At 64.6% G+C, this 23,894-nt stretch carries 26 protein-coding genes and 1 tRNA gene; 13 read left to right on the top strand and 14 right to left on the bottom strand.

Features of this window, described 5'->3' with window-relative positions; genetic code table 11:
- Window positions 1–69: 69 nt before the first annotated feature.
- Together ACP7BY_RS04695 and ACP7BY_RS04690 are read left to right on the top strand one after the other, a co-directional pair.
- Window positions 70–1,005 carry a D-2-hydroxyacid dehydrogenase gene (locus ACP7BY_RS04695; RefSeq protein ID WP_033964149.1) on the top strand — a complete coding sequence of 312 codons (936 nt, stop codon included), beginning with the start codon at window positions 70–72 and terminating at the stop codon, window positions 1,003–1,005.
- 676 nt (window positions 1,006–1,681) lie between these two features.
- The gene (locus tag ACP7BY_RS04690) at window positions 1,682–3,268 is read left to right on the top strand and encodes a class II 3-deoxy-7-phosphoheptulonate synthase (RefSeq protein ID WP_033964147.1); all 1,587 of its coding nucleotides are present in this window, start codon (window positions 1,682–1,684) and stop codon (window positions 3,266–3,268) included.
- Between the two features lie 24 nt (window positions 3,269–3,292).
- Here the strand turns inward: ACP7BY_RS04690 and ACP7BY_RS04685 are convergent, their stop codons facing one another.
- The gene (locus tag ACP7BY_RS04685; protein WP_010407531.1) at window positions 3,293–3,439 is read right to left on the bottom strand and encodes a lmo0937 family membrane protein; all 147 of its coding nucleotides are present in this window, start codon (window positions 3,437–3,439) and stop codon (window positions 3,293–3,295) included.
- Window positions 3,440–3,580: 141 nt separating this feature from the next.
- Between ACP7BY_RS04685 and ACP7BY_RS04680 the strand changes: the two genes are divergently transcribed.
- Window positions 3,581–3,655 (top strand) — tRNA-Glu (locus ACP7BY_RS04680).
- Window positions 3,656–3,705: 50 nt separating this feature from the next.
- Here the strand turns inward: ACP7BY_RS04680 and ACP7BY_RS04675 are convergent.
- Window positions 3,706–3,963 carry a hypothetical protein gene (locus tag ACP7BY_RS04675; protein ID WP_033963006.1) on the bottom strand — a complete coding sequence of 86 codons (258 nt, stop codon included), beginning with the start codon at window positions 3,961–3,963 and terminating at the stop codon, window positions 3,706–3,708.
- A 203-nt stretch (window positions 3,964–4,166) separates the two neighbouring features.
- Between ACP7BY_RS04675 and ACP7BY_RS04670 the strand changes: the two genes are divergently transcribed.
- Window positions 4,167–4,619 (top strand): MaoC family dehydratase, encoded by a 453-nt coding sequence (locus tag ACP7BY_RS04670; RefSeq protein WP_033963003.1) that lies wholly within the window; start codon window positions 4,167–4,169, stop codon window positions 4,617–4,619.
- Here ACP7BY_RS04670 and ACP7BY_RS04665 read toward each other — a convergent pair.
- From ACP7BY_RS04665 to ACP7BY_RS04615, 11 genes are all read right to left on the bottom strand, one after another.
- Window positions 4,616–4,969, bottom strand: a complete 354-nt coding sequence (locus ACP7BY_RS04665) for a HesB/IscA family protein (RefSeq protein ID WP_033963000.1) — start codon at window positions 4,967–4,969, stop codon at window positions 4,616–4,618. The two genes, ACP7BY_RS04670 and ACP7BY_RS04665, sit on opposite strands and share 4 nt — an antisense overlap.
- A 127-nt stretch (window positions 4,970–5,096) precedes the next feature.
- Window positions 5,097–5,567: an SUF system Fe-S cluster assembly protein gene (locus ACP7BY_RS04660; protein ID WP_137902506.1), complete on the bottom strand. Its 471-nt coding sequence runs from the start codon at window positions 5,565–5,567 to the stop codon at window positions 5,097–5,099.
- On the bottom strand, window positions 5,564–6,760 hold the full coding sequence (locus ACP7BY_RS04655) for a cysteine desulfurase (protein WP_033962997.1): 1,197 nt from the start codon (window positions 6,758–6,760) through the stop codon (window positions 5,564–5,566). The genes ACP7BY_RS04660 and ACP7BY_RS04655 overlap by 4 nt, the downstream gene beginning before the upstream one ends.
- Window positions 6,761–6,828: 68 nt before the next feature.
- Window positions 6,829–7,647 carry a SufD family Fe-S cluster assembly protein gene (locus tag ACP7BY_RS04650; protein WP_231565325.1) on the bottom strand — a complete coding sequence of 273 codons (819 nt, stop codon included), beginning with the start codon at window positions 7,645–7,647 and terminating at the stop codon, window positions 6,829–6,831.
- Window positions 7,644–7,958 (bottom strand): hypothetical protein, encoded by a 315-nt coding sequence (locus ACP7BY_RS04645; RefSeq protein WP_033966864.1) that lies wholly within the window; start codon window positions 7,956–7,958, stop codon window positions 7,644–7,646. Before ACP7BY_RS04645 ends, ACP7BY_RS04650 begins: the two co-directional genes overlap by 4 nt.
- Window positions 7,955–8,698, bottom strand: a complete 744-nt coding sequence (gene sufC / locus ACP7BY_RS04640) for a Fe-S cluster assembly ATPase SufC (protein ID WP_033966866.1) — start codon at window positions 8,696–8,698, stop codon at window positions 7,955–7,957. The genes ACP7BY_RS04645 and sufC overlap by 4 nt, the downstream gene beginning before the upstream one ends.
- 2 nt (window positions 8,699–8,700) lie before the next feature.
- A complete protein-coding gene (locus ACP7BY_RS04635) occupies window positions 8,701–8,973 on the bottom strand; it encodes a hypothetical protein (RefSeq protein WP_126849271.1) in 273 nt (90 codons plus the stop codon).
- A complete protein-coding gene (locus ACP7BY_RS04630; protein WP_126849270.1) occupies window positions 8,970–9,500 on the bottom strand; it encodes an endonuclease domain-containing protein in 531 nt (176 codons plus the stop codon). The genes ACP7BY_RS04635 and ACP7BY_RS04630 overlap by 4 nt, the downstream gene beginning before the upstream one ends.
- Window positions 9,497–10,981: a Fe-S cluster assembly protein SufB gene (sufB, locus tag ACP7BY_RS04625; RefSeq protein WP_033966878.1), complete on the bottom strand. Its 1,485-nt coding sequence runs from the start codon at window positions 10,979–10,981 to the stop codon at window positions 9,497–9,499. The genes ACP7BY_RS04630 and sufB overlap by 4 nt, the downstream gene beginning before the upstream one ends.
- Window positions 10,982–11,117: 136 nt before the next feature.
- On the bottom strand, window positions 11,118–11,531 hold the full coding sequence (locus tag ACP7BY_RS04620) for an SUF system Fe-S cluster assembly regulator (protein WP_010407504.1): 414 nt from the start codon (window positions 11,529–11,531) through the stop codon (window positions 11,118–11,120).
- A gap of 101 nt (window positions 11,532–11,632) precedes the next feature.
- Window positions 11,633–12,490: an AraC family transcriptional regulator gene (locus tag ACP7BY_RS04615; protein WP_249340812.1), complete on the bottom strand. Its 858-nt coding sequence runs from the start codon at window positions 12,488–12,490 to the stop codon at window positions 11,633–11,635.
- 250 nt (window positions 12,491–12,740) lie between these two features.
- On the opposite strand from ACP7BY_RS04615, the gene ACP7BY_RS04610 reads away from it, so the two are divergent.
- The 3 genes from ACP7BY_RS04610 to ACP7BY_RS04600 all read left to right on the top strand — a co-directional run bounded on the left by ACP7BY_RS04610 (window position 12,741) and on the right by ACP7BY_RS04600 (window position 17,479).
- Window positions 12,741–13,805, top strand: coding sequence for a quinone-dependent dihydroorotate dehydrogenase (locus tag ACP7BY_RS04610; protein ID WP_137902504.1), 1,065 nt, complete (start codon window positions 12,741–12,743; stop codon window positions 13,803–13,805).
- Between the two features lie 90 nt (window positions 13,806–13,895).
- Window positions 13,896–15,644, top strand: coding sequence for a gamma-glutamyltransferase (gene ggt / locus ACP7BY_RS04605; protein ID WP_033966064.1), 1,749 nt, complete (start codon window positions 13,896–13,898; stop codon window positions 15,642–15,644).
- Window positions 15,645–15,694: 50 nt separating this feature from the next.
- On the top strand, window positions 15,695–17,479 hold the full coding sequence (locus ACP7BY_RS04600; RefSeq protein WP_033966066.1) for an AMP-dependent synthetase/ligase: 1,785 nt from the start codon (window positions 15,695–15,697) through the stop codon (window positions 17,477–17,479).
- 1 nt (window position 17,480) lies between these two features.
- Here the strand turns inward: ACP7BY_RS04600 and ACP7BY_RS04595 are convergent, their stop codons facing one another.
- Window positions 17,481–20,402 carry a M16 family metallopeptidase gene (locus tag ACP7BY_RS04595; RefSeq protein ID WP_137902503.1) on the bottom strand — a complete coding sequence of 974 codons (2,922 nt, stop codon included), beginning with the start codon at window positions 20,400–20,402 and terminating at the stop codon, window positions 17,481–17,483.
- 157 nt (window positions 20,403–20,559) lie between these two features.
- On the opposite strand from ACP7BY_RS04595, the gene ACP7BY_RS04590 reads away from it, so the two are divergent.
- From ACP7BY_RS04590 to ACP7BY_RS04565, 6 genes are all read left to right on the top strand, one after another.
- Window positions 20,560–21,132: a NifU family protein gene (locus ACP7BY_RS04590; RefSeq protein ID WP_033966069.1), complete on the top strand. Its 573-nt coding sequence runs from the start codon at window positions 20,560–20,562 to the stop codon at window positions 21,130–21,132.
- Complete coding sequence (locus ACP7BY_RS04585) at window positions 21,129–21,722, top strand: malonic semialdehyde reductase (protein WP_033966070.1); 594 nt, start codon at window positions 21,129–21,131, stop codon at window positions 21,720–21,722. The genes ACP7BY_RS04590 and ACP7BY_RS04585 overlap by 4 nt, the downstream gene beginning before the upstream one ends.
- Before the next feature lie 7 nt (window positions 21,723–21,729).
- Window positions 21,730–22,359: a tRNA (adenosine(37)-N6)-threonylcarbamoyltransferase complex dimerization subunit type 1 TsaB gene (gene tsaB, locus ACP7BY_RS04580; protein WP_033966071.1), complete on the top strand. Its 630-nt coding sequence runs from the start codon at window positions 21,730–21,732 to the stop codon at window positions 22,357–22,359.
- Window positions 22,356–22,829, top strand: a complete 474-nt coding sequence (locus tag ACP7BY_RS04575; RefSeq protein ID WP_033966072.1) for a GNAT family N-acetyltransferase — start codon at window positions 22,356–22,358, stop codon at window positions 22,827–22,829. The genes tsaB and ACP7BY_RS04575 overlap by 4 nt, the downstream gene beginning before the upstream one ends.
- 131 nt (window positions 22,830–22,960) lie before the next feature.
- Window positions 22,961–23,371: a MucR family transcriptional regulator gene (locus ACP7BY_RS04570; protein WP_405053023.1), complete on the top strand. Its 411-nt coding sequence runs from the start codon at window positions 22,961–22,963 to the stop codon at window positions 23,369–23,371.
- A gap of 98 nt (window positions 23,372–23,469) precedes the next feature.
- Window positions 23,470–23,892: a Fur family transcriptional regulator gene (locus ACP7BY_RS04565; RefSeq protein WP_010407487.1), complete on the top strand. Its 423-nt coding sequence runs from the start codon at window positions 23,470–23,472 to the stop codon at window positions 23,890–23,892.
- Window positions 23,893–23,894: the final 2 nt, after the last annotated feature.

Raw genomic sequence — 23,894 nt, 5'->3', positions numbered from 1 at the left:
CAGCAGACAATGCGGGGGACGATCTGTCGGTACGCCGGGAATCGTGATCGCGCACGATAGGAGACATTGATGAAGGCCGTCCTCCCTGCGCTCGCGCGCGCGCTGATCGAACATCGGCTTCCTGACGCGCTTGAAGTGACCTGGGTGACGACGCGCGAGGAAGCGACGACCGCGATGGCCGACGCCGAAATCGGCTGGGTCGACCTCTATCCGCACGGGCTGACCCCGGAAGCGGTGGCGGCGGGGACATCGCTCAAATGGCTGTTCACCGCGATCGCCGGGGTCGAGGCGCTCGATTTGCCGACACTCGCCGCGCGCGGGACGGTGGTGACCAATGGCGCGGGCATCAATGCCATCGCGGTGGCCGAATATGCCGTGCTCGGCATCCTCGCCGCCGCCAAGCGCTTCGACAGGGTGGTGCGCAGCGCCGACCGCCACGAATGGCCCGATTATGCCCCGGGCCGCCTCGAACTGTTCGAAACAGCCGCGCTGATCGTCGGCTATGGCGCAATCGGGCGCTTGATCGGCGAACGGCTCGCCGCCTTCGGTGTCGCGGTGACGGGGGTAACCCGCTCGGGCCAGGGCGGCACGCTGACGCCCGAGGCCTGGAAAGCGCGGCTCGGCGATTTCGACTGGGTGGTGCTCGCCGCCCCCTCAACCGACGCGACCAAGACGCTGATCGGCGCGGACGAGCTTGCTGCGATGAAGCCCGACGCTTGGCTCATCAACATCGCGCGCGGCGACATGGTCGATCAGGACGCGCTGATCGCGGCGCTGACCCAAAAGACGATCGCCGGGGCCTTCCTCGACACCGTCACCCCCGAACCCCTGCCCGCCGAGCATCCCTTATGGTCCGCGCCCAATGCGATCCACAGTATGCACCTGTCGGGCCGCAGCCAGACCAAAATGTTCCAGCGCGCCACCGCCTTGTTCCTGCGCAACCTCGACGCTTTCCTGGCGGGACGGGCGATGGAAAATGTCGTGGATTTGGGGGCGGGGTATTAGGGAGCGGTCTGATCCATCCCGGCAGGCAGAAGTCGCCCACTTGCGGACGTCAGGTAAACGCCGACTGACTTGTCGGCTTGACGGTTAGAACGCTCCACCCTTTACGGAGAACTCGTACTCCTCACCTGGCACCCCAATCACCAACTCCTCTCTGCTTGGTGAATATGAAACTGCGTTCTTGCTCGCGCGTCCCGGTAGATTTGATCTACCATCGAACAGTTCTCCGATGGTGAAAGCGCTTATACCGGCAGTGCCGATACGGGCACGGTAATGCACTTCAAGGCCGTTGCTGCCTTTCCACATCCATTCATATTCGCTCCACACACTACCGCCTGTGGTCTTGCGGTCGATTACGCGGTGATACTGAGAGCAATGGGTTGGCTTCGAAGTCGAAGGACCTTCGTCGAAGACGCATGACCTCACTCCATCAGAAATCCAGCCAGTTTCGACTCTAGGCTCTGGACTGCGAGCAACAGCTGGACAGTTCATTCCCAACAGGAACACTACGCAGAGAGAGCGGCGAATGGGCATCGGTCAAAACTACAGCTTCGATGTGCAGCGTCAACGACCGCTTCCCACCAATCCCGGTCGTCCAACTTCACCCCAAACCCTAATTTACCCCATCTGGGAAAATTCGCGCTTGCCGCCCTTACCCCAATTGGGTAATGCGCCGCCCATGACGACGATGGCCGGCCTCAAGATCAAGCACTTTCGCGAAGAGCGCGCGCTCAGCCGGGCGGCGTTCGGCGCGTGGTATGGCGCGCCCGGCTCCACCGTTCAGGGCTGGGAAGAAGATGGCAAGCGCGCCAGCGGCCCGGTCGTCAATCAGATCGCGGCCAATGGCATCGCCACCCATGCCGATTGGTACATTTCGATTCGCACGGAGAATGACATGAGCAGCTGGGCCCCCGATAGCTGGACGCGCGCCGACGCGCGCCAGATGCCCACCTATCCCGATGCGGCGGCGCTCGACGCGGCAACCGACACGCTCGCCAGCTTCCCGCCCTTGGTGTTCGCCGGGGAAGCGCGCAACCTCACCGCCGATCTCGCGCGCGTCGCCGAGGGCAAGGCGTTCCTGCTGCAAGGCGGGGATTGCGCCGAGAGCTTCGCCGAGCACAGCGCCAACACCATCCGCGACACCTTCCGCGTCATCCTGCAAATGGCGGTGGTGCTGACCTTTGCGTCGAAGCTGCCGACGGTGAAGCTCGGCCGCATGGCCGGGCAGTTTGCCAAGCCGCGCTCGTCCGATGTCGAAGTGCAAAATGGCGTGGAATTGCCCGCCTATCGCGGTGACATCGTCAACGATATCGAGTTCACGCCCGAAGGTCGCCTGCCCGATCCACAGCGCATGATCCGCGCCTATAGCCAGTCGGCGGCGACGCTCAATCTGCTGCGCGCCTTTGCTGGCGGTGGCTATGCCAATCTCGCCCAAGTCCATCGCTGGACGCTCGATTATATGGGCCGCAGCCCCTGGGCCAAAAAATATGCCGAAACCGCCGACCGCATCGGCGAAGCGCTCGATTTCATGGCCGCGTGCGGCATCAGCCCGGAGACGGTGCCGCAACTCGCGCAGACGCGCTTCTACACCAGCCATGAGGCGCTGCTGCTGCGCTACGAACAGGCGCTGACGCGGCAGGATTCGCTGACAGGCGACTGGTATGACACCAGCGCGCACTTCCTGTGGATCGGCGATCGCACGCGCTTCGAAGGCAGCGCGCATGTCGAATATCTGCGCGGCATCGGCAACCCGATCGGCATGAAGTGCGGCCCAAGCCTTGAGCCCGACGCGCTGCTGCGCTTGCTCGACACGCTCAACCCCAACCGCGTGCCCGGCCGCATGACGCTGATCACGCGCTATGGCCATGATAAGATCGAGGCGGGCCTGCCCAAATTGGTGCGCGCGGTGCTGCGCGAAGGGCATCCGGTGGTGTGGAGCTGCGATCCGATGCACGGCAACACGGTGAAGGCAGCGACGGGCTATAAGACGCGCCCGTTCGACCGCATCCTGGCCGAAGTGCGCGGCTTCTTTGCGGTTCACCGCGCGGAAGGCTCAATCGCGGGCGGCATTCATGCCGAGATGACTGGGCAGAATGTCACCGAATGCACCGGCGGCGCGGTCGACGTGACCGAACAATCGCTCGCCGATCGCTATCACACGCATTGCGATCCGCGGCTCAACGCGGGCCAGTCGATCGAGCTCGCTTTCCTGCTTGCGGAAATGCTGAACGTGGAAATGGCGGAACGGCGGCGCGCGGCGGCCTGAACCGCCCCGCGCCGCGCGGATCCGTTAGAGCGCGCTGCGGCCCTGCAGCAGGCGAACGACCACGACGATCAAGGCGATCACCAACAGCAAGTGGATCAACCCACCGCCAATATGAACGGCAAAACCCAGCGCCCACAGCACCAGCAAAACGACGACGATGGTCCACAGCATCGGAAATCCTCCCATTACGCCACTCCGCAGGTGCGGGCGGTATCGGCTAGGGAAACGCCCACGCGCCGGGCAGGTTCCGAGCGCGCGGCACTTCGCTTGACGCCGCGAGGCGGGATCGGTAAGGCCGCTCCTCCGCCTTACGGCCCCTTCGTCTAGCGGTTAGGACGTCGCCCTCTCACGGCGAAAGCACGAGTTCGATTCTCGTAGGGGTCACCAGCGCAGCTCAGCTCCACCGAAGACCGCCGGACATGATACCGACACGTCGGTCATCCCGGCGTGCGCGCCAGTTCCACCACCTCGAAAGCGTAATCGATCCACCCCCGCTGGGTGGCGGCGTCGCGGGCGGCGGTGTGCTTCTTGCGGGCTTCCGCCAGCGATTTGGCGTGCCCCCAAAATACCTCGGTCTTGCCATTGCCAAGCTGGGCAACGATCCGCCAATAATGGGTGAACGCCAGCGACGTCGGACCGATCGTCTTCACATAGCCGTCGGACAGCGTAGCCGTCAGATAGTATTTCTTGGCCATGGCCGGTGCCTCGGGAACGCGATCACGCCGCCACTTGGGCGGGGTTTATCGACAGGTCCATGACATGCGATCGACGTCCCCTCAAGCCAAGGCCGAGGGCGCGTCAGGAAAGGATGCAGAATGCGGAAGATTGAGTGCGAGGGCATCTGCCGATACAGGGTGAGGCACACCGCACGTGCTCGATCCGCGATCTGGCGTGCGGCATGAGCGGGCGCTTTTTCGACGCCTGGACGGTCGGCGACCGGATCGAGCACGCGCTTCACCGCACGGTGACCGAGACCGACAATCTGCTGATCACCACGCTCACCCACAATCCGCAGCCGCTGCATCTGGATGCGGAGTATGCCGGCGCGACCGAATTCGGCCGCATCGTCGTCAACGGCATCTTCACCTTCGGGCTGATGGTCGGCCTGTCGGTCGGCGATACCACGCTCGGCACGCTGGTCGCCAATCTCGGCTATGACAAGGTGGTGATGCCCAAGCCCGTGTTCGTCGGCGACACGCTGCGCGCGGAAACCGAGGTGGTCGAGCTGCGCGCGAGCAAATCACGCCCCGATGCCGGGCTGGTGGTGTTCAAGCACCGCATGTTCAACCAGCGGAGCGAATTGGTGTGCGAGTGCCTGCGGACGGCGTTGTTGCAGCGGACGCCTGGTTAAACGGTGAAGCTCTCGCCGCAGCCGCATGCACCCTTGGCATTGGGGTTGTTGAACACGAAGCCTGCCGTAAAATCATCCTCGACCCAGTTCATCGTCGATCCGATCAGATACAGGATCGACCCGCCATCGACGAACAAGGTGCCGCCGGGGGTATCGATGCGTTCGTCGAACGGCTTGGCCTCGGTCACATAATCGACCGAGTAAGCGAGGCCGGAACAGCCGCGCTTGGGCGTCGACAGCTTGACGCCGATCGCGCCCTCGGGCGCCTTCGCCATCAGCGCGGCGATGCGACCCTCGGCGGAAGCCGTCAGGATCAAGGCGGCGGGGCGTACCCGTGTGGTGGTGGTCATCGGCTTCGTCCTTCTTCTCCCCTCCCGCCTGCGGGAGGGGTTGGGGGAGGGGCTTTCCATCTGGGGAGCAGCGGCTTTCGCGAGGACTGCCCTCCCCTAACCCCTCCCGCAAAGCGGGAGGGGGATTTTATAGCATGCCCAATTCGAGCTTGGCGTCGTCGGACATCTTGGCCGGGTCCCACGCCGGGTCCCACACCAGATTGACCTCGGACGAGCCGATGCCGGGCACCGCGCCGACGCGCATCTCGACTTCCATCGGCATCGATTCGGCGACGGGGCAATGCGGCGTGGTCAGCGTCATGGTGACGACGGCATGGCCCGCCTCGGTCACATCGACACCGTAGATCAACCCGAGATCGTAGATGTTGACCGGAATTTCGGGGTCGTAAATGCCCTTCAGCGCCTCGACCACCGCCTCGTACAGCGCGCCGCCAGGCTCGCCCGCCGCATCGCCCGCTGGCTTTTGCGCGAGAAAGCCTTCGAGATAGTCGCGCTTGCGCTCGAGCGTCTGGCCCGGCGTTTCCTCCGCCGCCTCGACCCGCGCGCGCGGCGGCTGCTCGACCGCGCTCACTTCCTCGATTTCGATCCGGTCGCTCATCCGAAAATCCTCGTTACCCGTTCAATCCCGCGCACCAGCGCGGCAACATCGTCTGCAGTGTTGTAAACGCCAAAGCTGGCGCGCGCCGTCGCATCGACGCCGAGCGTCTCCATCAGCGGTTGCGCGCAGTGATGCCCGGCGCGCACCGCGACGCCCGCTTCGTCCAAGATGGTGCCGATGTCGTGCGGATGCACCCCCTGGATGCTGAAACTGACGATTCCGGCGGAATCCTCGGGCCCGAACAGCGCCACCGAATTGATCTGCGACAGCGCCTCGCGCGTCAGCGTGACCAACGCGGTTTCATGCGCGTGGATACGGTCGAGCCCGATGCTCTCGACATAGTCGATCGCGGCATGGAGCCCGAGCACGCCGACGATATGCGGCGTGCCCGCCTCGAACCGGCCCGGCGGGGGGGCATAGGTCGTCTTGGCGAAGCTGACCTTGTCGATCATCGACCCGCCACCCTGATAAGGCGGCATCGCTTCGAGCAAATCGGGCCGCGCCCACAGCACGCCGATGCCGGTAGGGCCGTAGAGCTTGTGGCCGGAGAAGACGTAGAAATCGCAATCGAGCGCAGCGACGTCGACCGCCATGCGCGGCACCGCCTGGCAACCGTCGAGCAGGAGTTTCGCCCCGACCGAATGCGCGATATCGGCGGCATGACGGGCATCGAGCACCGAGCCGAGCACGTTGGAGACATGCGCCAGCGCGACCAGCTTGTGGGCGGGCGTGATCATCGCCGCCATCGCGTCGAGGTCGATCTTGTGGTCGGGCGTCAGCGGGATGACGTCGATCGCCACGCCCAGCCGCTCGGCCACCATTTGCCACGGCACGATGTTGGAATGGTGCTCAAGCTGGCTCAGCAGGATGCGGTCGCCCGCCTGCAACTGGGTGCCCGCCCAGCATTGCGCCACGAGGTTGATGCCCTCGGTCGCGCCGCGCACGAACACGATTTCGTTTTCGGAAGCCGCGTTCAGGAAGCCAGCCACGCGCCGCCGCGCCGCCTCGAAGGCGAGCGTCATGTCGGCCGAGCGTTGGTACACGCCGCGATGCACGGTGGCATAGCTCGTGTCATAGCCGCGCGTGATCGCATCGATCACCGCTTGCGGCTTTTGCGCGGTGGCGGCGGTGTCGAGATACGCCCAGCCTGCGGGGATGGCGGGGAAATCGGCGCGGTGGTCGAGGGCTGCCAAAACCCCTCTCCCATCGGGAGAGGGAGGGAGGAGCGAAGCGACGGAAGGGTGAGGGTCAAGCGCGGTTGTCATAAGCCACCCTCACCCTTCCCATCGCTGCGCGATGGGCCCCTTCCCTCTCCCAACGGGAGAGGGAGAGACAGCATCCGCTCCAATGCCGCTTGCGCCGCCGCTTCCACGCGGTCGCGTTCGGCGGCGTCTTCAATCTCCTCGAACACCGAGCCGATGAACGCGCGCAGCAGCATCGCCTTGGCTTCGGGCGGGGCGATGCCGCGCGAGGCGAGGTAGAAGAGCGCATTGGCATCGAGTTCGCCGACGGTCGCGCCATGCGCGCACTTCACGTCATCGGCGAAAATTTCGAGCTCGGGCTTGGCATTGGCGGTGGCGGTGCGCGTCAGCAGCATCGCCTTGACCGACTGCGACGCATCGGTCTTCTGCGCATGGCGCGCGACCGCGACCTTGCCGAGATACGACCCCGTCGCCCGCCCGCCGAGCACCGAGCGCACGACCTGATTGGAGGTGGCATTGGGCTCGATATGGTTGAGCGTGGTGACGAGTTCGAGCGTCTGTTCGCCCCCGCCGAGCATCGCGCCGCCGAGTTCGAAATGCGAACCCTGATGGCACGTCACATCGATCGTCACGCGACCGAGCTTGCCGCCGGTGTTGAGCACATGGAAGGTTGCGGACGCCCCTTCGCGCAGGATCACACGGTAATCGCGGATCGCCACGGCATCGGTCGCGGCATCCTGCACGATAACGCGCGCGATCGACTCGCCAGCGGGAACGTCGATCACTTCGGCGGCAGGCACGGGCCAGACCGAGGCGACGGCTTCGAGATCGCTATACCGCCAGGATTCATCGCGACGCGTGGGGAGAGCGAGCGTCATGGCCGCGCCCCTGCCGCCAAGGTCCGCCGCACGCCTTCAAGCAAGGCGGGTTTGCGGCGATCGATACAGGCGGCAGCGGCTCCCTGATCGATCGCACCGGTCTTGACGCATTTCGCCGCAGTCCGGCACAATTGCTCATCGAGCCGAGCATTCCCGGTCGACTGGCTGAGGCCGCAGGTAAAGCGCCCCTGCGGATCGCGCCCCACCCGTACCGACAGCGCGGCAAGCCGACGACCGATCACAACGATGTCAGGCTCCTCGGCGGGCAGCGGCGTACCCTGCACCGCGAGCGCCAGGGCGAGCGCGATCACGCCACCACCCCGGCATAGCCTTCGCGCTCCAGCTCCGCCGCGAGTTCCGGCCCGCCCGAACGGATGATCCGGCCGGCCGAGAGGACATGCACGAAATCGGGCGCGACATAGCTCAGCAGGCGCTCGTAGTGCGTGATGAGGATCACCGCTTTCTCGGGCTTGCGCATGATGCGGTTGATACCCTCGCCGACGATGCGCAGCGCGTCGATGTCGAGCCCGCTGTCGGTCTCGTCGAGGATTGCGAGCTTGGGGTCGATCAGCCCCATCTGCACCATCTCATTGCGCTTCTTCTCGCCGCCCGAAAAACCGACATTGACCGGGCGCTTGAGCATGTCCTGGTCCATGCTCAGCGCATCGGCCTGCGCGCGCGCGAACTTGAGGAACTCGGCACCCGAGAGCGGCTTTTCGTCGCGGCCCTTGCGCTGGGCGTTCAATGCCTCGCGCAGGAACTGCACGTTGGACACGCCGGGGATTTCGACCGGATATTGGAAGCCGAGGAACAGGCCAGCGGCGGCGCGTTCGTGCGGGGCGAGCGCGAGCAAATCCTTGCCGTCGAATTCGACCGAGCCCGCCGTCACCTCATAACCGGGCCGCCCGCCGAGCACATAGCCCAGCGTCGACTTGCCAGCACCATTCGGCCCCATGATCGCATGGACCTCGCCCGCATTGACGGTGAGCGAGAGGCCCTTGAGGATTTCCTTGCCGTCGATTTCGGCGTGGAGGTTAGTGATTTTAAGCATCGTTAGTCTTCAGTTTCCATGATTGGCTGCTTGTTGAGCCGACGTCGCGCGACGTGAACGACAACAGCGCTAAAGTAGATGATCGCGTAGGTTCCGCCGGCCATTACCATTGCGGCAAAAACTAGTGTCGCCAGATAGTTGGTGGCTTCGACTCCAAAGAACCGGATCACGCCCTCGGCGAGTAACAGAAATAGGAACGCCATAATGATGCCGCTCCCAATGAAGTAGGCACGAAGCCGCCACCGCGCGCGTTTGAGGCGAGCGGCCTCCATCACCCCACCGCCCCCTCAAGCGAGATCCCCAACAACTTCTGCGCCTCGACCGCGTCTAGCCCCTCCCCTTCAGGGGAGGGGTTGGGGTGGGGCCTCTCCCAGCGATCCGACGCCTGTGCCAGCGCGATCACGACCGCATCGAAGACCCCTTCGAGTTTCGCCATCACATCGTGGTTCGATACCCGCAGCACGCGGAAGCCCAACCCCGCCAGCACATCGTCGCGCAGCCGGTCCTTGGCTTCATCATGCGTATCGCCATCGACTTCGACGATCAGCGCCTTTTGCGGGCAGACGAAGTCGGCAATGTAGCGGCCGATGACGGCTTGACGACGGAATTTGTGGCCGTTCGCCTGGCCGTTGGACAGCGCGCGCCAGAGACGTTTCTCGGGTTCGGTCGGGTTACGGCGCATTTCTCCGGCGCGCTTTTGCAACGCCGCTAGGTACTCGGCGGAGAGGCCCCACCCCCGGCCCCTCCCCTGAAGGGGAGGGGAGTCGGTGCGCCGATCATAGTCTTGCGGCGACAAACTCATCCGACCGACCCCTCAAGGCTGATCCCCAGCAATTTCTGCGCTTCGACCGCAAACTCCATCGGCAGTTGCTGGAGCACTTCCTTGGCGAAGCCGTTGACGATCAGCGCCACCGCCGCCTCTTGATCCAGCCCGCGCTGCATCGCGTAGAACATCTGGTCGTCGCTGATCTTCGAGGTGGTCGCCTCATGCTCGATCTGCGCCGACGGGTTGCGTACTTCGATATAGGGCACGGTATGCGCGCCGCATTGGTCGCCGAGCAGCAGCGAATCGCACTGGGTGAAGTTGCGCACGCCCTCCGCGCCGGGTGCCACGCGCACCAGCCCGCGATAGGTGTTGTCCGAACGGCCCGCCGAAATGCCCTTCGACACGATCGTCGAGCGGCTGCCCTTACCATTGTGAATCATCTTGGTGCCGGTATCGGCCTGCTGGCGGTTGTTGGTCACCGCGACCGAGTAAAATTCGCCGACCGAATTCTCACCGTTCAGCACGCAGGACGGATATTTCCAGGTGATCGCGCTGCCGGTCTCGACCTGGGTCCACGACACCTTGGAATTGCGGCCCTGGCAGAGCGCGCGCTTGGTGACGAAATTGTAGATCCCGCCCTTGCCGTTCTCGTCGCCGGGATACCAATTCTGCACGGTCGAATATTTGATTTCGGCATCGTCCAAGGCGACCAGTTCGACCACGGCGGCGTGGAGCTGGTTTTCGTCGCGCATCGGCGCGGTGCAGCCTTCGAGATAGGAGACATAGGCCCCCTTATCGGCGACGATCAGCGTGCGTTCGAACTGGCCGGTATTCTCGGCATTGATGCGAAAATAGGTGGACAGCTCCATCGGGCAGCGCACGCCCTCCGGGATATACACGAAGGTCCCGTCGCTGAAGACCGCGCAGTTGAGCGCTGCGAAGTAATTGTCATGCTGCGGCACGACCTTGCCGAGCCACTTGCGCACCAAGTCGGGATATTCTTTGATCGCCTCGCTGATCGAGCGGAAGATGACGCCCGCGCTTTCCAGTTCCTTGCGGAAGGTGGTGGCGACCGAGACGCTGTCGAACACCGCGTCCACCGCGACGCGGCGTTTGGGCTGGCCGTCCTCGCCAAGCTCCTCGACCCCGGCGAGCATCTTCTGCTCCTCGATCGGGATGCCGAGCTTTTCATAGACGCGCAGGATTTCGGGATCGACTTCGTCGAGCGAGCCGAGCTTGGGCTTGGCCTTGGGCTCGGCGTAATAATAAGCGTCCTGATAATCGATCGGGTCGATCTGCAGCTTGGCCCAATCGGGCGTCTCAAGCGTCAGCCACAAACGGTACGCCTGCAGCCGCCAGTCGAGCATCCATTCGGGCTCGCCCTTCTTGGCCGAGATGAAGCGGACGGTATCCTCGCTCAGCCCCTTGGGCGCGAAGTCCTGCTCGATGTCCGAATGGAAACCCCATTCATACGACTTGTTCGCGGCTTCATAGGCTTCGGCGTTCTTGGTGGCCATCATGCAGTCCTTGCCGCGCAGCGGCTACAAAACCTCTTTGTGCCTTTGCGGCTTTGTGCGAGAAAATTCTGCTCGCACGAAGACACGAAGACACGAAGAAGATGAGAAAATAAACGCGCTGCGCGCGGCTGGGGCGTCATGCTGGCATCCTCGACAGGCTTGCGAGCGTTACGCCGTCGAGCGCGCCGCGGACGGCGCCGTTGACGGCGTTCCAGTGCGGCTTGACGCGGCAGTCGCCTTCCAGCGCGCAGTCGTGGCGGCCTTCTTCGACACAGGCGGTCAAAGCGATCGGACCTTCGACCGCCTCGATGATCTCAGCCAGCGAAATCGCCGCTGCCGGGCGCGACAGGCGGAAGCCGCCGCCGGTGCCGCGCGTGCTCTCGATCAGGCCACCCGCCGACAAGCGGCTGACCAATTTCTGCACCGTCGGCAGCGGCAGGCCAGTCTCGTCGGCCAGCGTCGTCGCATTCAGCTTGGCCGCGCTGCCGCAATGTCGCGCGGCGGCGGACATCATTACGACGGCATAGTCGGCAAGGCTGGAAAGACGCATCGGCTCCAATCGGATTAATTCTGTCCGATTGCAAATGGGCGCAGTAGCGGCGCGGGTCAACCCCTGGTTGCACGGCCGCCCAAGGCGGCGCGCGCATGGCGCTATGTTTCGCTGATCAGCGGACTGACCACCCCGCCCAGCGCGCTCCGGTGCAAAATGGTCAATTGCGACAGCAGACCGGGATCGGCCCGGATCTGGCGCGGGGTAAGGCCGGTAAAATGCTTAACCTCGCGAATCATGTGCGACTGATCATAGAAGCCGCGGTCGATCGCATCGGCGACACCTTCCTCGCCCCCACGCATCGCCACCGGCGCGCGCAGCGCGCGATATTTGCGGGCGAGCACCTTTGGCGGCGCGCCGTACAGGATATTGCACTTCCGCTCGATCTGGCGACGCGACAAGCCCGTCGCCGCAATCAGACATTCCATTTCCGGCGACGGACTGCCCGCCAGCCACGCATCGACGTGGCGGATGAAATCGGCATAATGCGGGTCCACATTATGCAACAGGTCGCGCACCAGTGCCTCGCAAATCCCCACCCGTGGGCCGACACCGGGCGATTCGCGCAAAGCGTCGGCAACCCCCTGCAACCGCGCCGCACCAAACAGCGGCGCTGCATCGATCACACGGTTGAGCATCGTCGATGCGTCGGCCCCGATCATTGCCGACCATCCCGCAGCCGTCAGCCCCATCCCGAACACCGCCACCGGCCCGGCCACGCGCACGCTGCGCGGGCCGCTGGTCGGCCCAAGGACATGCGCGTCCGGTGCCTCCTGCGCGCTCCCGTCGGGAAAGGAATAGACCGCCTGGCCAGGCGACAGATGGAATCGCAATTGCGCATAATCGGCGCGCTCGACATCTTCCAGCATCGGCACGTCCGCTGAAAAATCGTAAAACAGCGTGATATACTCGGCTAGGTCGGCCGACGGCACGGCATAGTCCAGTTCAATCGATCCCACGCCGCGACGCCCCTGCCCTGTCGCGATCAAGTGTAACGCTTCTGCCAAACAAATAAAAGCGGCCCGGATGGTATACCATCCGGGCCGGAGGAAAGATGCTCCGGTCCGGAGCTTCTTGGGTCGCACTGCATTAATGGCGTCTTTCGAAGGTCGTGTATTGGACAAATTCGTCGCTTTTCATGCTAAATGCATAATTAAGGCACCTTTGCCGGCTTTGACGCCAGCGCTCCCGGATGCCATCAGGCGCACGATGCTGTTCCCACTGATCCGCCCCGCTTTGTTCGCGCTCGAACCCGAACGCGCGCACGCCCTCACCCTCAAGCTGCTGGCGCTCGGGGCCACGACAGGCGCTCCGTTCTTCCGCGCACAATCGCCCAACAGCCTGCGCACCTCCGTCGCCGGTCTGGACTTTGCCAATCCGGTGGGCCTGGCGGCCGGGGTGGACAAGGATGGTCGCGCGATCGACGGGTTTTTCGGGCTTGGCTTTGGCAGCGTCGAAATCGGTACGCTCACCCCACTGCCCCAGGCGGGCAACCCGCAGCCGCGCTTGTTCCGACTGGTCGAGGACCGCGCGGTGATCAACCGCATGGGGTTCAACAATGGCGGTATTGCCGCAGCGCTGCCGCGCGCAACGGCGGCAAGGCGGCGCGGGATCCTCGGTATCAATGTCGGGGCGAACAAGGACGCGCCCGACCGGATCGCCGATTATGCACATGGCGTGGCCGCTGCGGCGCAGGTGGCCGATTATGTCACGGTCAATATCAGCTCCCCCAACACGCCGGGCCTGCGCGATCTCCAGCATGGCTCCGAATTGACCGAGTTGCTCGCGGCGGCGGACGAGGCGCGGCGCGCGCCGATCGCGCGGCCGCGCCTGTTCCTGAAGGTCGCGCCCGATCTCGACGCGGCCGCGATCGATGCGATCGCGCGTGCCGCCGCTGCGCATCACGTCGATGCGCTGATCGTCAGCAACACCACCATTTCGCGCCCGCCGCTGCTCTCCGCGCACGCGGGCGAGACTGGCGGGCTGTCGGGTGCACCGCTTGCGGCTCTGGCACGCCAGCGGCTCGCCGATTTCCGGGCGGCGACAGGCGGTGCGATTCCCTTGATTTCCGCAGGCGGCATCGACAGCGCCGAGGAAGCCTATGCCCGCATCCGCGCTGGGGCGAGCCTGGTCCAGCTCTATACCGCCTTGGTCTATCAGGGCCCCGGCCTCGCCCGCCGCATCGTCCGCGGCCTCGCCAACACCCTGCAGCGCGACGGGTTCGCGACCGTCGCCGAGGCGGTTGGCACCAGCGAACGACACCGCGCAGCGTAAATCCTTGCCGACGTCTTTAGAGAGGACGGCGAGGCTGCTGCGGCGCAGGCGGCGGCTTGCCTGTGCGGTGAAGCGCGTTAGGGTCGTCGCATGAAAAGATCGCTCGCCGCCCTCGCCCTGCTGTTGCTCGCACCCGCCACCGCAGAAGCGCGCCGCCCCGCCCCCAAGCCCCCCGCCAGTCTCGGCATGGTCAGCGCTGCCGATCCCCGCGCGGCAGCGGCCGGCGCGGAGATCCTGCGCAAGGGCGGCAGCGCAACCGATGCCGCCATCGCGACGATGCTTGCGCTGAACGTGGTCGAGCCGCAAAATAGCGGCATCGGCGGTGGCAGCTTCATGGTGCATCACGATGCCGCGACCGACCGCACCACCGGGCTCGACGGGCGCGAGGCCGCACCTGCTGCCGCCGACCCAAAGTGGTTTTACGGGGCCGATGGGAAACCGCTGCCCATCTTTACTGCCATCCCCGGCGGCCGCAGCGTGGGCGTGCCCGGCAATTTGCGAATGATGGCGCTGGCGCATCAGCGGTATGGCAAACTGCCCTGGGCGACCTTGTTCGGCCCCGCTATCCACCTGGCGCGCGATGGCTTTGCGATCACCCCGCGCCTCCACAACGGACTCAACAATTTCGGTCGGCATCTCGATCCGTGGGCGCGCGCGCATTTCCTGGGCGACGACGGCAAGGCGCTCCCCGTCGGCACCATTCTGAAAAACCCGGAACAGGCCGCGCTGTTCAGCGCCATTGCCGCAAAAGGCCCAGACGCCTTTTATACCGGGGCGGTGGCGCAGAAGATCGTCGCGGCGGTCAACGGTGCCGCGCAGAATCCGTCCAAGATGACGCTGGCCGATCTTGCCAGCTACCGCGCCAAGGAGCGCGCGCCGATTTGCGGCACATACCGTGTCTACAAAGTCTGCGGCATGGGACCGCCCTCGGCTGGCGGGATCGCGGTGCTGATGATCCTCAAGCAGCTCGAGCGCTTCGACATGGCGGCGCTGGGCAAGAACAACCCGGTCGCGTGGCACCTCTTCGCCGAATCCGAACGGCTCGCTTATGCCGATCGCGATCTGTATCTCGGCGACCCCGATTATGTGCGCGTGCCGGTCAAAGGCTTGCTCGATCCCGGCTATATCGCCGTACGTTCGGCGTTGATCTCGCCCGAGCGCAGCATGGCGAGTGTCGCCCCCGGTACACCGCCGGGCGCTCCGCCGCGCACGCCCGCCCCCAATGCCGATATCCCCGGCACCAGCGATCTGGTCGCGGTCGACCGGCGCGGCAATGTCGCGGAGGTGACCACCACGATCGAGAGCTATTTCGGATCGGGCCTGTCGGTCGGGGGCGTGATGCTCAACAATGAGCTGACCGACTTCGATTTCGTCCCCGCCAAGGACGGCTATCTCGTCGCCAACCGCGTCGAAGGCGGCAAGCGCCCGCGCAGCTCGATGTCGCCGACCATCGTCTATGGCCCCGATGGCAAGGTACGGATCGCGATCGGCGCGGCGGGTGGGTCCACCATCATCGCGCAAGTCGCCAAGGCGCTGGTGGCGGTGCTCGACTGGAAAATGTCGGCGCAGGATGCGATCGGCCTTGGCTTGCTCTATGCCCCCAAGCTTGACGCAGTGGCCGAGAAGGGCACGCAACTCGATGCGATGGTGCCCGCGCTTCAGGCGCTGGGCGAGCATGTCCAGATCGCCCCGCTCGGCCTCAAGGCCAATGCGATCGAGCGCGTGAACGGTCAGTGGGTCGGTGCCGCCGATCCGCGCAGCGAAGGTGTGGCCGTACGCGAAGACGGCCAGACCACCCAGATCGTCCGCGCCGGTGCCGCGCCGCGACCGCCCGAATAACCCCCCTACGCGCAGCCGAATGCGGCGCGCTTACTCCCCGGGAGAGAACCATGCGTACCCTCGAACACTTCCCCAATCTCGTCGCGATGTTCCTCGCGCGCGCTGCCGAAAAGGGGGATGCCCCCTTTCTGTGGCATAAAACCGGCGGACAATGGGTCTCGCGGAGTTGGGCTGAGACTGCGCGTCAGGTGGCGAGCCTTGCGGCCGGCTTGAAAGCAATCGGGCTGGCACCCGGCGACCGGGTGATGCTGGTGTCGGAAAACCGCCCGGAATGGTGCATCGCCGATCTCGCGATCATGGCGGCGGGGTGCATCACCGTGCCGACCTACACGACCAATACCGAGCGCGACCATGCCCACATCATCGAGAATTCGGGTGCGAAAGCGGTCATCGTCTCGACCGCGAAACTGGCCAGGACGCTGCTCCCCGCCGCGATCCGCGCGAGCGCCGCGAAGATCGTGATCTGCATCGAGGATCTGCGGGCGAGCCAGGCCGGAGCACTCGAATTCCATCCGTGGAACCGCTTGCTCGCCGATCACGACACCGACCCGGCCAGCATCGCCGCGACCGCGACGCGCGACGACACCGCCTGCATCATCTACACCAGCGGCACCGGCGGCTCGCCACGCGGGGTGATGCAGCATCACGGCGCGATCCTGCACAATGTCCACGGCTGCTGCACGATCATCGAGGAGGATTTCGGCTGGGAGGACGAGGTATTTCTTTCGTTCCTGCCGCTATCCCACGCCTATGAGCATACCGGCGGGCAATATTTCCCGATCGGGCTCGGCGCGCAAATCTACTATAGCGAGGGCCTCGACAAGCTCGCCGCCAATATCGAGGAAGTCCGCCCGACCTTGATGGTGGTGGTGCCGCGCCTGTTCGAGGTGTTGCGCACGCGCATTTCCAAGGCGGTAGAAAAGCAGGGCAAGCTCTCCAGTTTCCTGCTCGGCCGCGCGCAAGCGCTCGGCACGAAGAAGGCGGCGGGCAAAGCGGGCTTGCTCGACAAACCGATGGACCTGTTCCTGGGCGCAACGCTCCGTCCCAAGATCCAGCAACGCTTCGGCGGGCGGATCAAGGCTTTGGTGTCGGGCGGGGCACCGCTCACGCCCGAGGTCGGCACCTTCTTCGAGGCGATCGGTATCACCATGCTGCAAGGCTATGGCCAGACCGAATCCGCCCCGGTCATCTCGTGCAACCGCCCCAAGGTCGGGCTCAAGATGGATACGGTCGGCCCGCCCTTGGTCGAGACCGAAGTGCGCATCGCCGAGGATGGCGAGATCCTGGTGCGCGGCGAACTGGTCATGAAGGGCTATTGGCGCAACGAGGCCGAAACCGCGCGAGTCCTCAAGGACGGCTGGCTGCACACCGGCGATATCGGGCTGATCGACACCAAGGGCCGCATCCAGATCACCGATCGCAAGAAGGACATTATCGTCAACGACAAAGGCGAGAATGTCGCGCCGCAAAAGGTTGAAGGAATGCTGACGCTGCAACCCGAAATCGCGCAAGCGATGATCTTCGGTGACCGGCGGCCCTATATGGTCGCAGTGATCGTGCCCGATGCCGAATGGACGCAGGAATGGTGCGCGCGCGAGGGCGATGTCTGTGACTTCAAGCGCCTCGCCGAGAACAGCCAATATCGCACCGCGCTCGGCCTCGCTGTGGAACGCGTGAATGCCGATCTTTCGGTGACCGAACGCATCCGCCGCTTCGTCCTCGCCGACGAGCCCTTCGCGATCGAGAACGAACAGCTCACGCCCTCGCTCAAGATCCGACGGCACGTGCTGAAGGCGGTGTACGGTGCCCGACTGGAGGCACTGTACAAGGCGTAGGTCACTTCGCCTTCGGCACCACCTGCATCGTCCAGTCGCGATCCGGGCGAAGGTACTTGGCCGCCGTCGCCTGCAGGTCCGCCGCCGTCATCGTGGAAATGTCCGAATAGAGGTGCGTCAGCGCCGCGATGCGCGCGGGCTCATAGGTCGCGCCGTCGAGCTGGTTCATCCAGAACTGGTTGCCGGTCGATTGCCGCATGATCGATTGCTGCATCGGCCCGATCGTGCGCTTCAGCTCGTCCTCATCGACAGGCTTGGCCACCAGTTCGGCGGCAATCTCGCGCGAGAGCTTGAAAAACAGCGGGATGTTGTCGGGCGCGACCTGGCCGATCGCCATGATGCGCCCCCCGCTCGGCGTGCCTGTCGGCCACGAACTGGAGACGTTCGGGCTGTAGCTTGCGCCGGCTTGCGAGCGCAGGCGATCGAACAGGCGATCGCTGAAAATCGCCGCCAGCACGTCGAGACGGCGCGATTCGGTCGCGCCCGCGACGCCGCCACCGGTCGGCCAGGCGATCACCGCCGCTGCCTGATTGTCCGGTCCGTCATGCGTGCGCACCACGGGCGACAGATTGTGCGCGGGGAAACGCACCGGCGGCACCACCAGCCCTGCAGGCACGGCGCGCGGCGGCAAGGCTCCCAGCGTCTTTTGCACCGCCGCAATCGCGGCATCGGCCTTGATGTCACCGAACACCATCACTTCGATCGGCCCGGTCTTGAGCAACGGCTCCCACAGCGCGCGGAACGATTGCGGCGTCGTGGCGGTGATCGCCTCCAGGCTGGGGTTGCCCCAGCGCGGATCGCCGTCGTGCAGCAAGCGTTCGAGATCGCGCGACAACACCCCGTCGGGCGACGCGTTTGAGCTCGGATATCCCGAGATCGCCACCGCCCGCGCGCGCAGCACCGGTGCCGGATCCCAGGCTGGCGCGGACAGTGCCGCTGCCATCAAGCGCAATTGATCGTTGAGATCGGTCGGCGAGGTCATCGCATTGTAGGTGAAGGCGTCCTCGTCGATGCCGAAGTCGAGCCCGATCCGTCGGCCCGAGGTCAATTCATCGAGATCGCCCTGGTTGAGTTTGCCGATACCGCCTGCGGTCAGCGCAAGCCCGGCCGCCCAGGCCGCAGTTTCGCGATCGGTCGGCAAGGCGTTGTACCCGCCACCGAAGCGCACGCGGACATAGACGCGGCTGTCCTCCGACGTTGTCGGATAGATCAGCACGCGCACGCCGTTGGACAGCGTATATTCCTGCATGTCGAACTCTTTGATCGGCGTGTTGGACACGATCGTCGCCGGTGCCCCGAGTTTGGGCAACGTATCGAACGTCACTTTGCCCTGCTTGATGCGCTTGCCCGCGAGACCTTTGACATCGACCTTGAGCGCCGCAGCGAGTTTCGTCTCGATGCCGGGCTCGGCCGCCGGGGTCGAGATCAGGGCGCGGGTCGCGCTGCCCTGAAAGAGGCGTCGGGTCGAGGCGAGGATTTTGTCCGGCGCGAAGAAGCCCTTTTTCTCGGCGTCTTCGAAAACCTTCTGGATCGTCGATGGCGCGGTCGTGGTCTCGCGAATGTCGAGTGCCTGCACCATGTCGTCGGCTTCCTTGCTGCCCGCCTCCGCGCGATAGGTGTCGACCAGCGTCTTGAAGGCGATGCGCTCCTCGGCGAGTTCGCGTTCGATCTCGGCCCTGGTCGGCGGCGAAGCCTGTGCGTCGGCGATGACCGCGCGCACGTCCTTCAAGGCCGGCTCCCACGCCGAGCCAACCGGCAGGATCGTGACAAAGGTGCCGTTGGCCGAACGCGACGGATCATCGAGCCGGACGGCGGCCGCGATAAAGCTGCCGCCCGAGCGCGCCCGCGTTTCCAGCCGACGGTTGATCACGGCGAGCGCGGTCGAGTCGGCCAGGCGCTTCTGGTTGAACAGGACAGTATCGTCGTTGTAGCGCCAGGGCCGGAGGATCGCCATTTCGATCCGCGTCGGGATACCGGGCTCGACCACCGCCTTGGTGGTGATCTGCTTGGGATCGGGCACGCCGAAATCGGGGTCGGCGGGATTTGGGCCGGAGCCCTTCCAATCGGCGAAATTCTTGGCGACCATCAGTTCGAGCTTGGCCGGGTCGAAATCCCCCGCAATCACCACCAGGGCACGCTCGGGGCGATACCAACGATCGTGAAACGCTTTCACCGTCTCTGCGGTCGCCGCCTCAAGCTCGGCGACATGGCCGATCGGCGAACGATCGGCGAGCGGCTGCCCGGCGAAGAAGGTCGCGTTCAGCGCATCGATCACGCGCACCTGCGGCCCGGGTGCCTCGCGCTGCTCGGCGAGCACGGCCGGGCGCTCGGCATTGAGCGCTTGCGGCGTAATGTTGGGTTTGGACACCATGCCCGCCAGAATGTGCAGGCTCTCGTCGATCCCGGCATCGGTCGCGCTCGGCAGATCGAGCTTGTAGACGGTCTGGGTCGGGGTCGTCTGAGCATTGGTATCCGAACCGAAGGTCGTCCCCATCCGCTGCCAGATCCGCTTGGCCTCGCCATCGGGCACATATTCCGAACCGCGGAACGAAAGATGCTCGATCAGATGGGCAAAGCCACGTTCGCCCTCATTTTCATACAGCGACCCTGCATCGATCCGCACCCGCACCGAAATCTGGCCGGGCGGCACGCCATTCTTGCGCACCGCATAGCGCAGGCCGTTCTTCAGCACGCCGAAATGCCATGCCGGATCGGGCGTGATGTCGCTGCCTTTGTAAAGCCATGCCGCCCGGCTGGCGATGGCCGCGCCGGGGCGTCCATCGGTGGCGTCGGCGCTCGACGACGGAGTGGCCTGCTGCGCCTCGGCGCGACTTTCGGGGGCACGTACCGAATGCTGGGGGGCGGCGCCGATGGTGAGAAAGGCGAGAAGGGCGAGGCGCGAGGCGCGCGAATACACGATCATGCCGGGCACGATAGCGCGGTGAACCCACCTCCGCCAGCGACACCCGTTCGACACCTGGCCGAGGATTGCTTTTCGGCGACGATGCGTTTCCTATTCGAGTCCTATTCGCAACACATCCGCTCTTGCGCGCACGCCCCCCGCGCGCCACATGCCAGCCATGCTGATCGAGACCGAAACAACGCCCAACCCGGCGACGCTCAAATTCCTTCCCAACCGGACGGTAATGGAAGCGGGCACGCGCGATTTCGTCACGCCCGAGGAAGCCGAAGCTTCGCCGCTGGCAGAAGCCCTGTTTGGCTTGGGTGATGTGACGGGCGTGTTCTTCGGGCGCGACTTCGTTTCCGTCACCGCCGCCCCCGGCACCGACTGGAGCAACCTAAAGCCCGACGTGCTCGGTCTGTTGCTCGACCATTTCAGCGCCGACATGCCACTGTTCCGCCCCGGCACTGCGGGCGCGATCAGCGTCCCGGCTGAAGACTCCTTCACCGACGACCCCGAAGATGCCGACATCGTCGCGCAGATCAAGGACCTGATCGAAACGCGGATCCGCCCTGCGGTCGCCAACGATGGCGGCGACATCGTCTATCGTGGCTTCGACAAGGGCAAAGTCTATCTGGCGATGCAGGGCGCATGCGCCGGATGCCCATCCTCGAGTGCGACGCTGAAGAATGGCATCGAGCAACTGTTGCGATATTACGTCCCCGAAGTCACCGAAGTGCGAGCTGTATGATGACCGTTTTGAACGACGCGACCCTGGACCAGATCTTCCGCACCGCGCGGACCTATAACGGCTATACCGATGCGCCGGTCAGCGAGAGCGACCTGCACGCCATCTGGGAGCTGATGAAATGGGGCCCGACGTCGGCGAACCAGCTTCCCGGTCGCTTTATCTGGTGCACCAGCGATGCCGCCAAGGCCAAGCTGGCGGAATGCTGCTCGGCGCAGAACGCGCCAAAGGTGCTCAAGGCCCCGGTGACGGTGATCATCGGCATGGATCGCGATTTCCACAATTATCTGCCCGAGCTGTTCCCGCACGTCGACGCCAAAGCGTGGTTCGAGGGCAATGCCGAGCTCCGCGCCGCCTCTGCCTTCCGCAATTCGACGCTGCAGGGCGCGTACTTCATTATCGCGGCGCGTGCGCTGGGGTTCGATACCGGGCCGATGTCGGGCTTCGATGCGGGCAAGGTCGATGCCGCCTTCTTCGCCGATACGCCCTCGGTCACCACCAACTTCATCTCGACGCTTGGCCATGGTGACCCCGCGACGATCTTCGATCGCCTGCCGCGCCCGGCGTTCGAGAAGTTCAACAGCATCGCCTGATCGCGGTTTGCGCACCCTCGTCATCGAAACCGCGACGGCGGCTTGCTCGGTCGCGTTGATCGAAGGCACCCGAATCGTCGCCCACGCCCATGAAATTGTAGGGCGCGGTCATGCCGAGCGGCTGGTGCCGATGATCGCGGCGTTGCCCGAGGGCGGCCGCGCAGCCCACATTCTGGTCGATTGCGGTCCCGGCAGCTTTACCGGCATCCGCGTCGGCATCGCCGCTGCACGCGGCCTCGCGCTCGGCTGGGGAGCCAGTCTCAGCGGCTATTCTTCGCTACCGCTACTGGCGGCCGCCGCCTTTTCGCGCGGCATGACGGGCGAAATTGCCGTTGTGCTGGAAGGCGGCCACGGCGAAGTGTTCATGCAGGGGTTCAGCGCCCCGCTTGCCGAAACCGGTCCGTTCGCCTCGCTGCGTCCCGAAGTGGCACTGGCCACTTTGAACGGTCGACCGGCCGTCGGTAACGGCGTGCGCTTCCTCACCGCGTTGGACCCGACAGTGGCAGCCGAAGCCTGGCTGCCCGACGCCATGGATGCAGTGCTGCTGACGCCTGGCCTGGCCGGGTTGGAGCCGAAACCCATTTATGGGCGCGCCCCAGACGCAAAACCGCAGGCCACTGCGGAAGCTGCCGCATGAGCACGATGCTCGGGATCGATTTGCGCAGCGGTGCCGTTGCCGATCTCGCGATCGTCGATCGAATCATGCAGGCAGCGTTTGATGCCCGTTTCGGAGAAGCGTGGACTCACAATCAAGTCCTGGGTCTGCTGGCCATGCCCGGTGTGTGGCTGACGATTGCCGAAGTCGGCGGAGAGCCGGCCGGTTTTGCGCTCTGCCGCCGAGTCCTGGAAGAAGCGGAGTTGCTGCTGCTTGCGACCGCGCCGCATTTGCGGCGGCGCGGCGTTGCCGCTGCTTTGCTCCGCGCGGTCGCGTCGGACGCGTCGGCGCAAGGTGCGCGGACGCTCCACCTGGAAGTGCGCGACGGCAACGAAGCGATCAAGCTCTATAGCAACGAAGGCTTTGCAAAAGTCGGCGAACGTCGAGATTACTATCGGGGACCTAACGGTCGCCTGTTCGATGCTCTGACATTTCAGCGGGACCTAGCCTAACAATTTTACCTAACAATACTGTCATGCGGCACAATACCTACTTGCGCGAACCGTTCTCAAGCGCGATAGGCGTGTCCCTGACGATGCGTAACAATCGTCCAGTTCGGTTGAAAGGATTATTAATGGACACCATGAACGAGCTTCAGGAGACTTTGATCACGCTGACCGCAGATATTGTTGCGGCCCATGTCAGCAACAATAGCGTCGCGGTTTCGGATCTTCCGGTGCTGATCGCTCACGTTCACGGTGCATTAAGCAACCTCGGCGGCCCCGCACCCATCGAAGTCGTGAAGCAGGAACCCGCCGTGTCGGTCCGCTCCTCGATCAAGCCCGACTTCATCGTGTGCCTGGAAGACGGCAAGAAGTTGAAGATGCTGAAGCGTCACCTGATGACACACTATCAGATGACCCCGGAGCAATACCGCACGAAGTGGAATCTTCCTGCGGATTATCCGATGGTTGCACCGAATTACGCGGAACAGCGCCGCACGCTGGCCAAGAAGATTGGCCTCGGCACCAAGCGCCGCAAGGTCGTTCGCTGACCCCTTGGCCCCTCCCCGGCGTGGGAGGGGCTGACCCCTGTCCTATTGCGAATCACTATCCCCTTTCGCAACAATCGCGAAACGCCTAAACGCGTCTCATGGCGCGTCACATCGATCTCGAAGCTCTCTGTGCAGAAAAAGGCCTGCGCATCACCGATCAGCGGCGCGTAATCGCGCGCGTGCTGTCCGACGCCGATGACCATCCCGACGTCGAGAAGGTGTATGAACGCGCGTCCGCCATCGATCCCGGCATTTCGATTGCGACGGTGTACCGCACCGTCCGCCTGTTCGAAGAAGCGGGTATTCTCGACCGCCATGATTTCGGCGATGGCCGCTCGCGTTACGAGCCCGCCCCCGAGGCGCATCACGATCATTTGATCGACGTCGAAACCGGCAAGGTCATCGAATTCGTCGATCCCGAACTCGAACAGCTGCAAAAGGCGATTGCGGAACGATTGGGCTTCCGCCTGGTCGATCACCGCATGGAACTCTACGGCGTAGCGCTCGACCGCAAGGCCTGAGG

The organism is Sphingomonas sp. PSPC2-2 (assembly GCF_049897725.1).
Classification (GTDB): domain Bacteria; phylum Pseudomonadota; class Alphaproteobacteria; order Sphingomonadales; family Sphingomonadaceae; genus Sphingomonas.
Note: the sequence above shows the minus strand (reverse complement) of the source record. Positions and strands in the feature narration are given on the sequence as shown.

Coding starts and splice junctions, on each gene's coding strand:
- ACP7BY_RS04685 (WP_010407531.1), bottom strand. CDS start 3,439: ATGCTGTGGACCATCGTCGTCGTTTTGCTGGTGCTGTGGGCGCTGGGT.
- ACP7BY_RS04660 (WP_137902506.1), bottom strand. CDS start 5,567: ATGAGCGACCGGATCGAAATCGAGGAAGTGAGCGCGGTCGAGCAGCCG.
- ACP7BY_RS04570 (WP_405053023.1), top strand. CDS start 22,961: ATGAACGAGCTTCAGGAGACTTTGATCACGCTGACCGCAGATATTGTT.
- ACP7BY_RS04565 (WP_010407487.1), top strand. CDS start 23,470: ATGGCGCGTCACATCGATCTCGAAGCTCTCTGTGCAGAAAAAGGCCTG.
- ACP7BY_RS04630 (WP_126849270.1), bottom strand. CDS start 9,500: ATGAGTTTGTCGCCGCAAGACTATGATCGGCGCACCGACTCCCCTCCC.
- ACP7BY_RS04595 (WP_137902503.1), bottom strand. CDS start 20,402: ATGATCGTGTATTCGCGCGCCTCGCGCCTCGCCCTTCTCGCCTTTCTC.
- ggt (WP_033966064.1), top strand. CDS start 13,896: ATGAAAAGATCGCTCGCCGCCCTCGCCCTGCTGTTGCTCGCACCCGCC.
- ACP7BY_RS04620 (WP_010407504.1), bottom strand. CDS start 11,531: ATGCGTCTTTCCAGCCTTGCCGACTATGCCGTCGTAATGATGTCCGCC.
- ACP7BY_RS04675 (WP_033963006.1), bottom strand. CDS start 3,963: ATGGCCAAGAAATACTATCTGACGGCTACGCTGTCCGACGGCTATGTG.
- ACP7BY_RS04650 (WP_231565325.1), bottom strand. CDS start 7,647: ATGACGCTCGCTCTCCCCACGCGTCGCGATGAATCCTGGCGGTATAGC.
- sufC (WP_033966866.1), bottom strand. CDS start 8,698: ATGCTTAAAATCACTAACCTCCACGCCGAAATCGACGGCAAGGAAATC.
- ACP7BY_RS04695 (WP_033964149.1), top strand. CDS start 70: ATGAAGGCCGTCCTCCCTGCGCTCGCGCGCGCGCTGATCGAACATCGG.
- ACP7BY_RS04665 (WP_033963000.1), bottom strand. CDS start 4,969: ATGACCACCACCACACGGGTACGCCCCGCCGCCTTGATCCTGACGGCT.
- ACP7BY_RS04585 (WP_033966070.1), top strand. CDS start 21,129: ATGATGACCGTTTTGAACGACGCGACCCTGGACCAGATCTTCCGCACC.
- ACP7BY_RS04610 (WP_137902504.1), top strand. CDS start 12,741: ATGCTGTTCCCACTGATCCGCCCCGCTTTGTTCGCGCTCGAACCCGAA.
- ACP7BY_RS04575 (WP_033966072.1), top strand. CDS start 22,356: ATGAGCACGATGCTCGGGATCGATTTGCGCAGCGGTGCCGTTGCCGAT.
- ACP7BY_RS04670 (WP_033963003.1), top strand. CDS start 4,167: ATGAGCGGGCGCTTTTTCGACGCCTGGACGGTCGGCGACCGGATCGAG.
- ACP7BY_RS04590 (WP_033966069.1), top strand. CDS start 20,560: ATGCTGATCGAGACCGAAACAACGCCCAACCCGGCGACGCTCAAATTC.
- ACP7BY_RS04600 (WP_033966066.1), top strand. CDS start 15,695: ATGCGTACCCTCGAACACTTCCCCAATCTCGTCGCGATGTTCCTCGCG.
- ACP7BY_RS04690 (WP_033964147.1), top strand. CDS start 1,682: ATGACGACGATGGCCGGCCTCAAGATCAAGCACTTTCGCGAAGAGCGC.
- sufB (WP_033966878.1), bottom strand. CDS start 10,981: ATGGCCACCAAGAACGCCGAAGCCTATGAAGCCGCGAACAAGTCGTAT.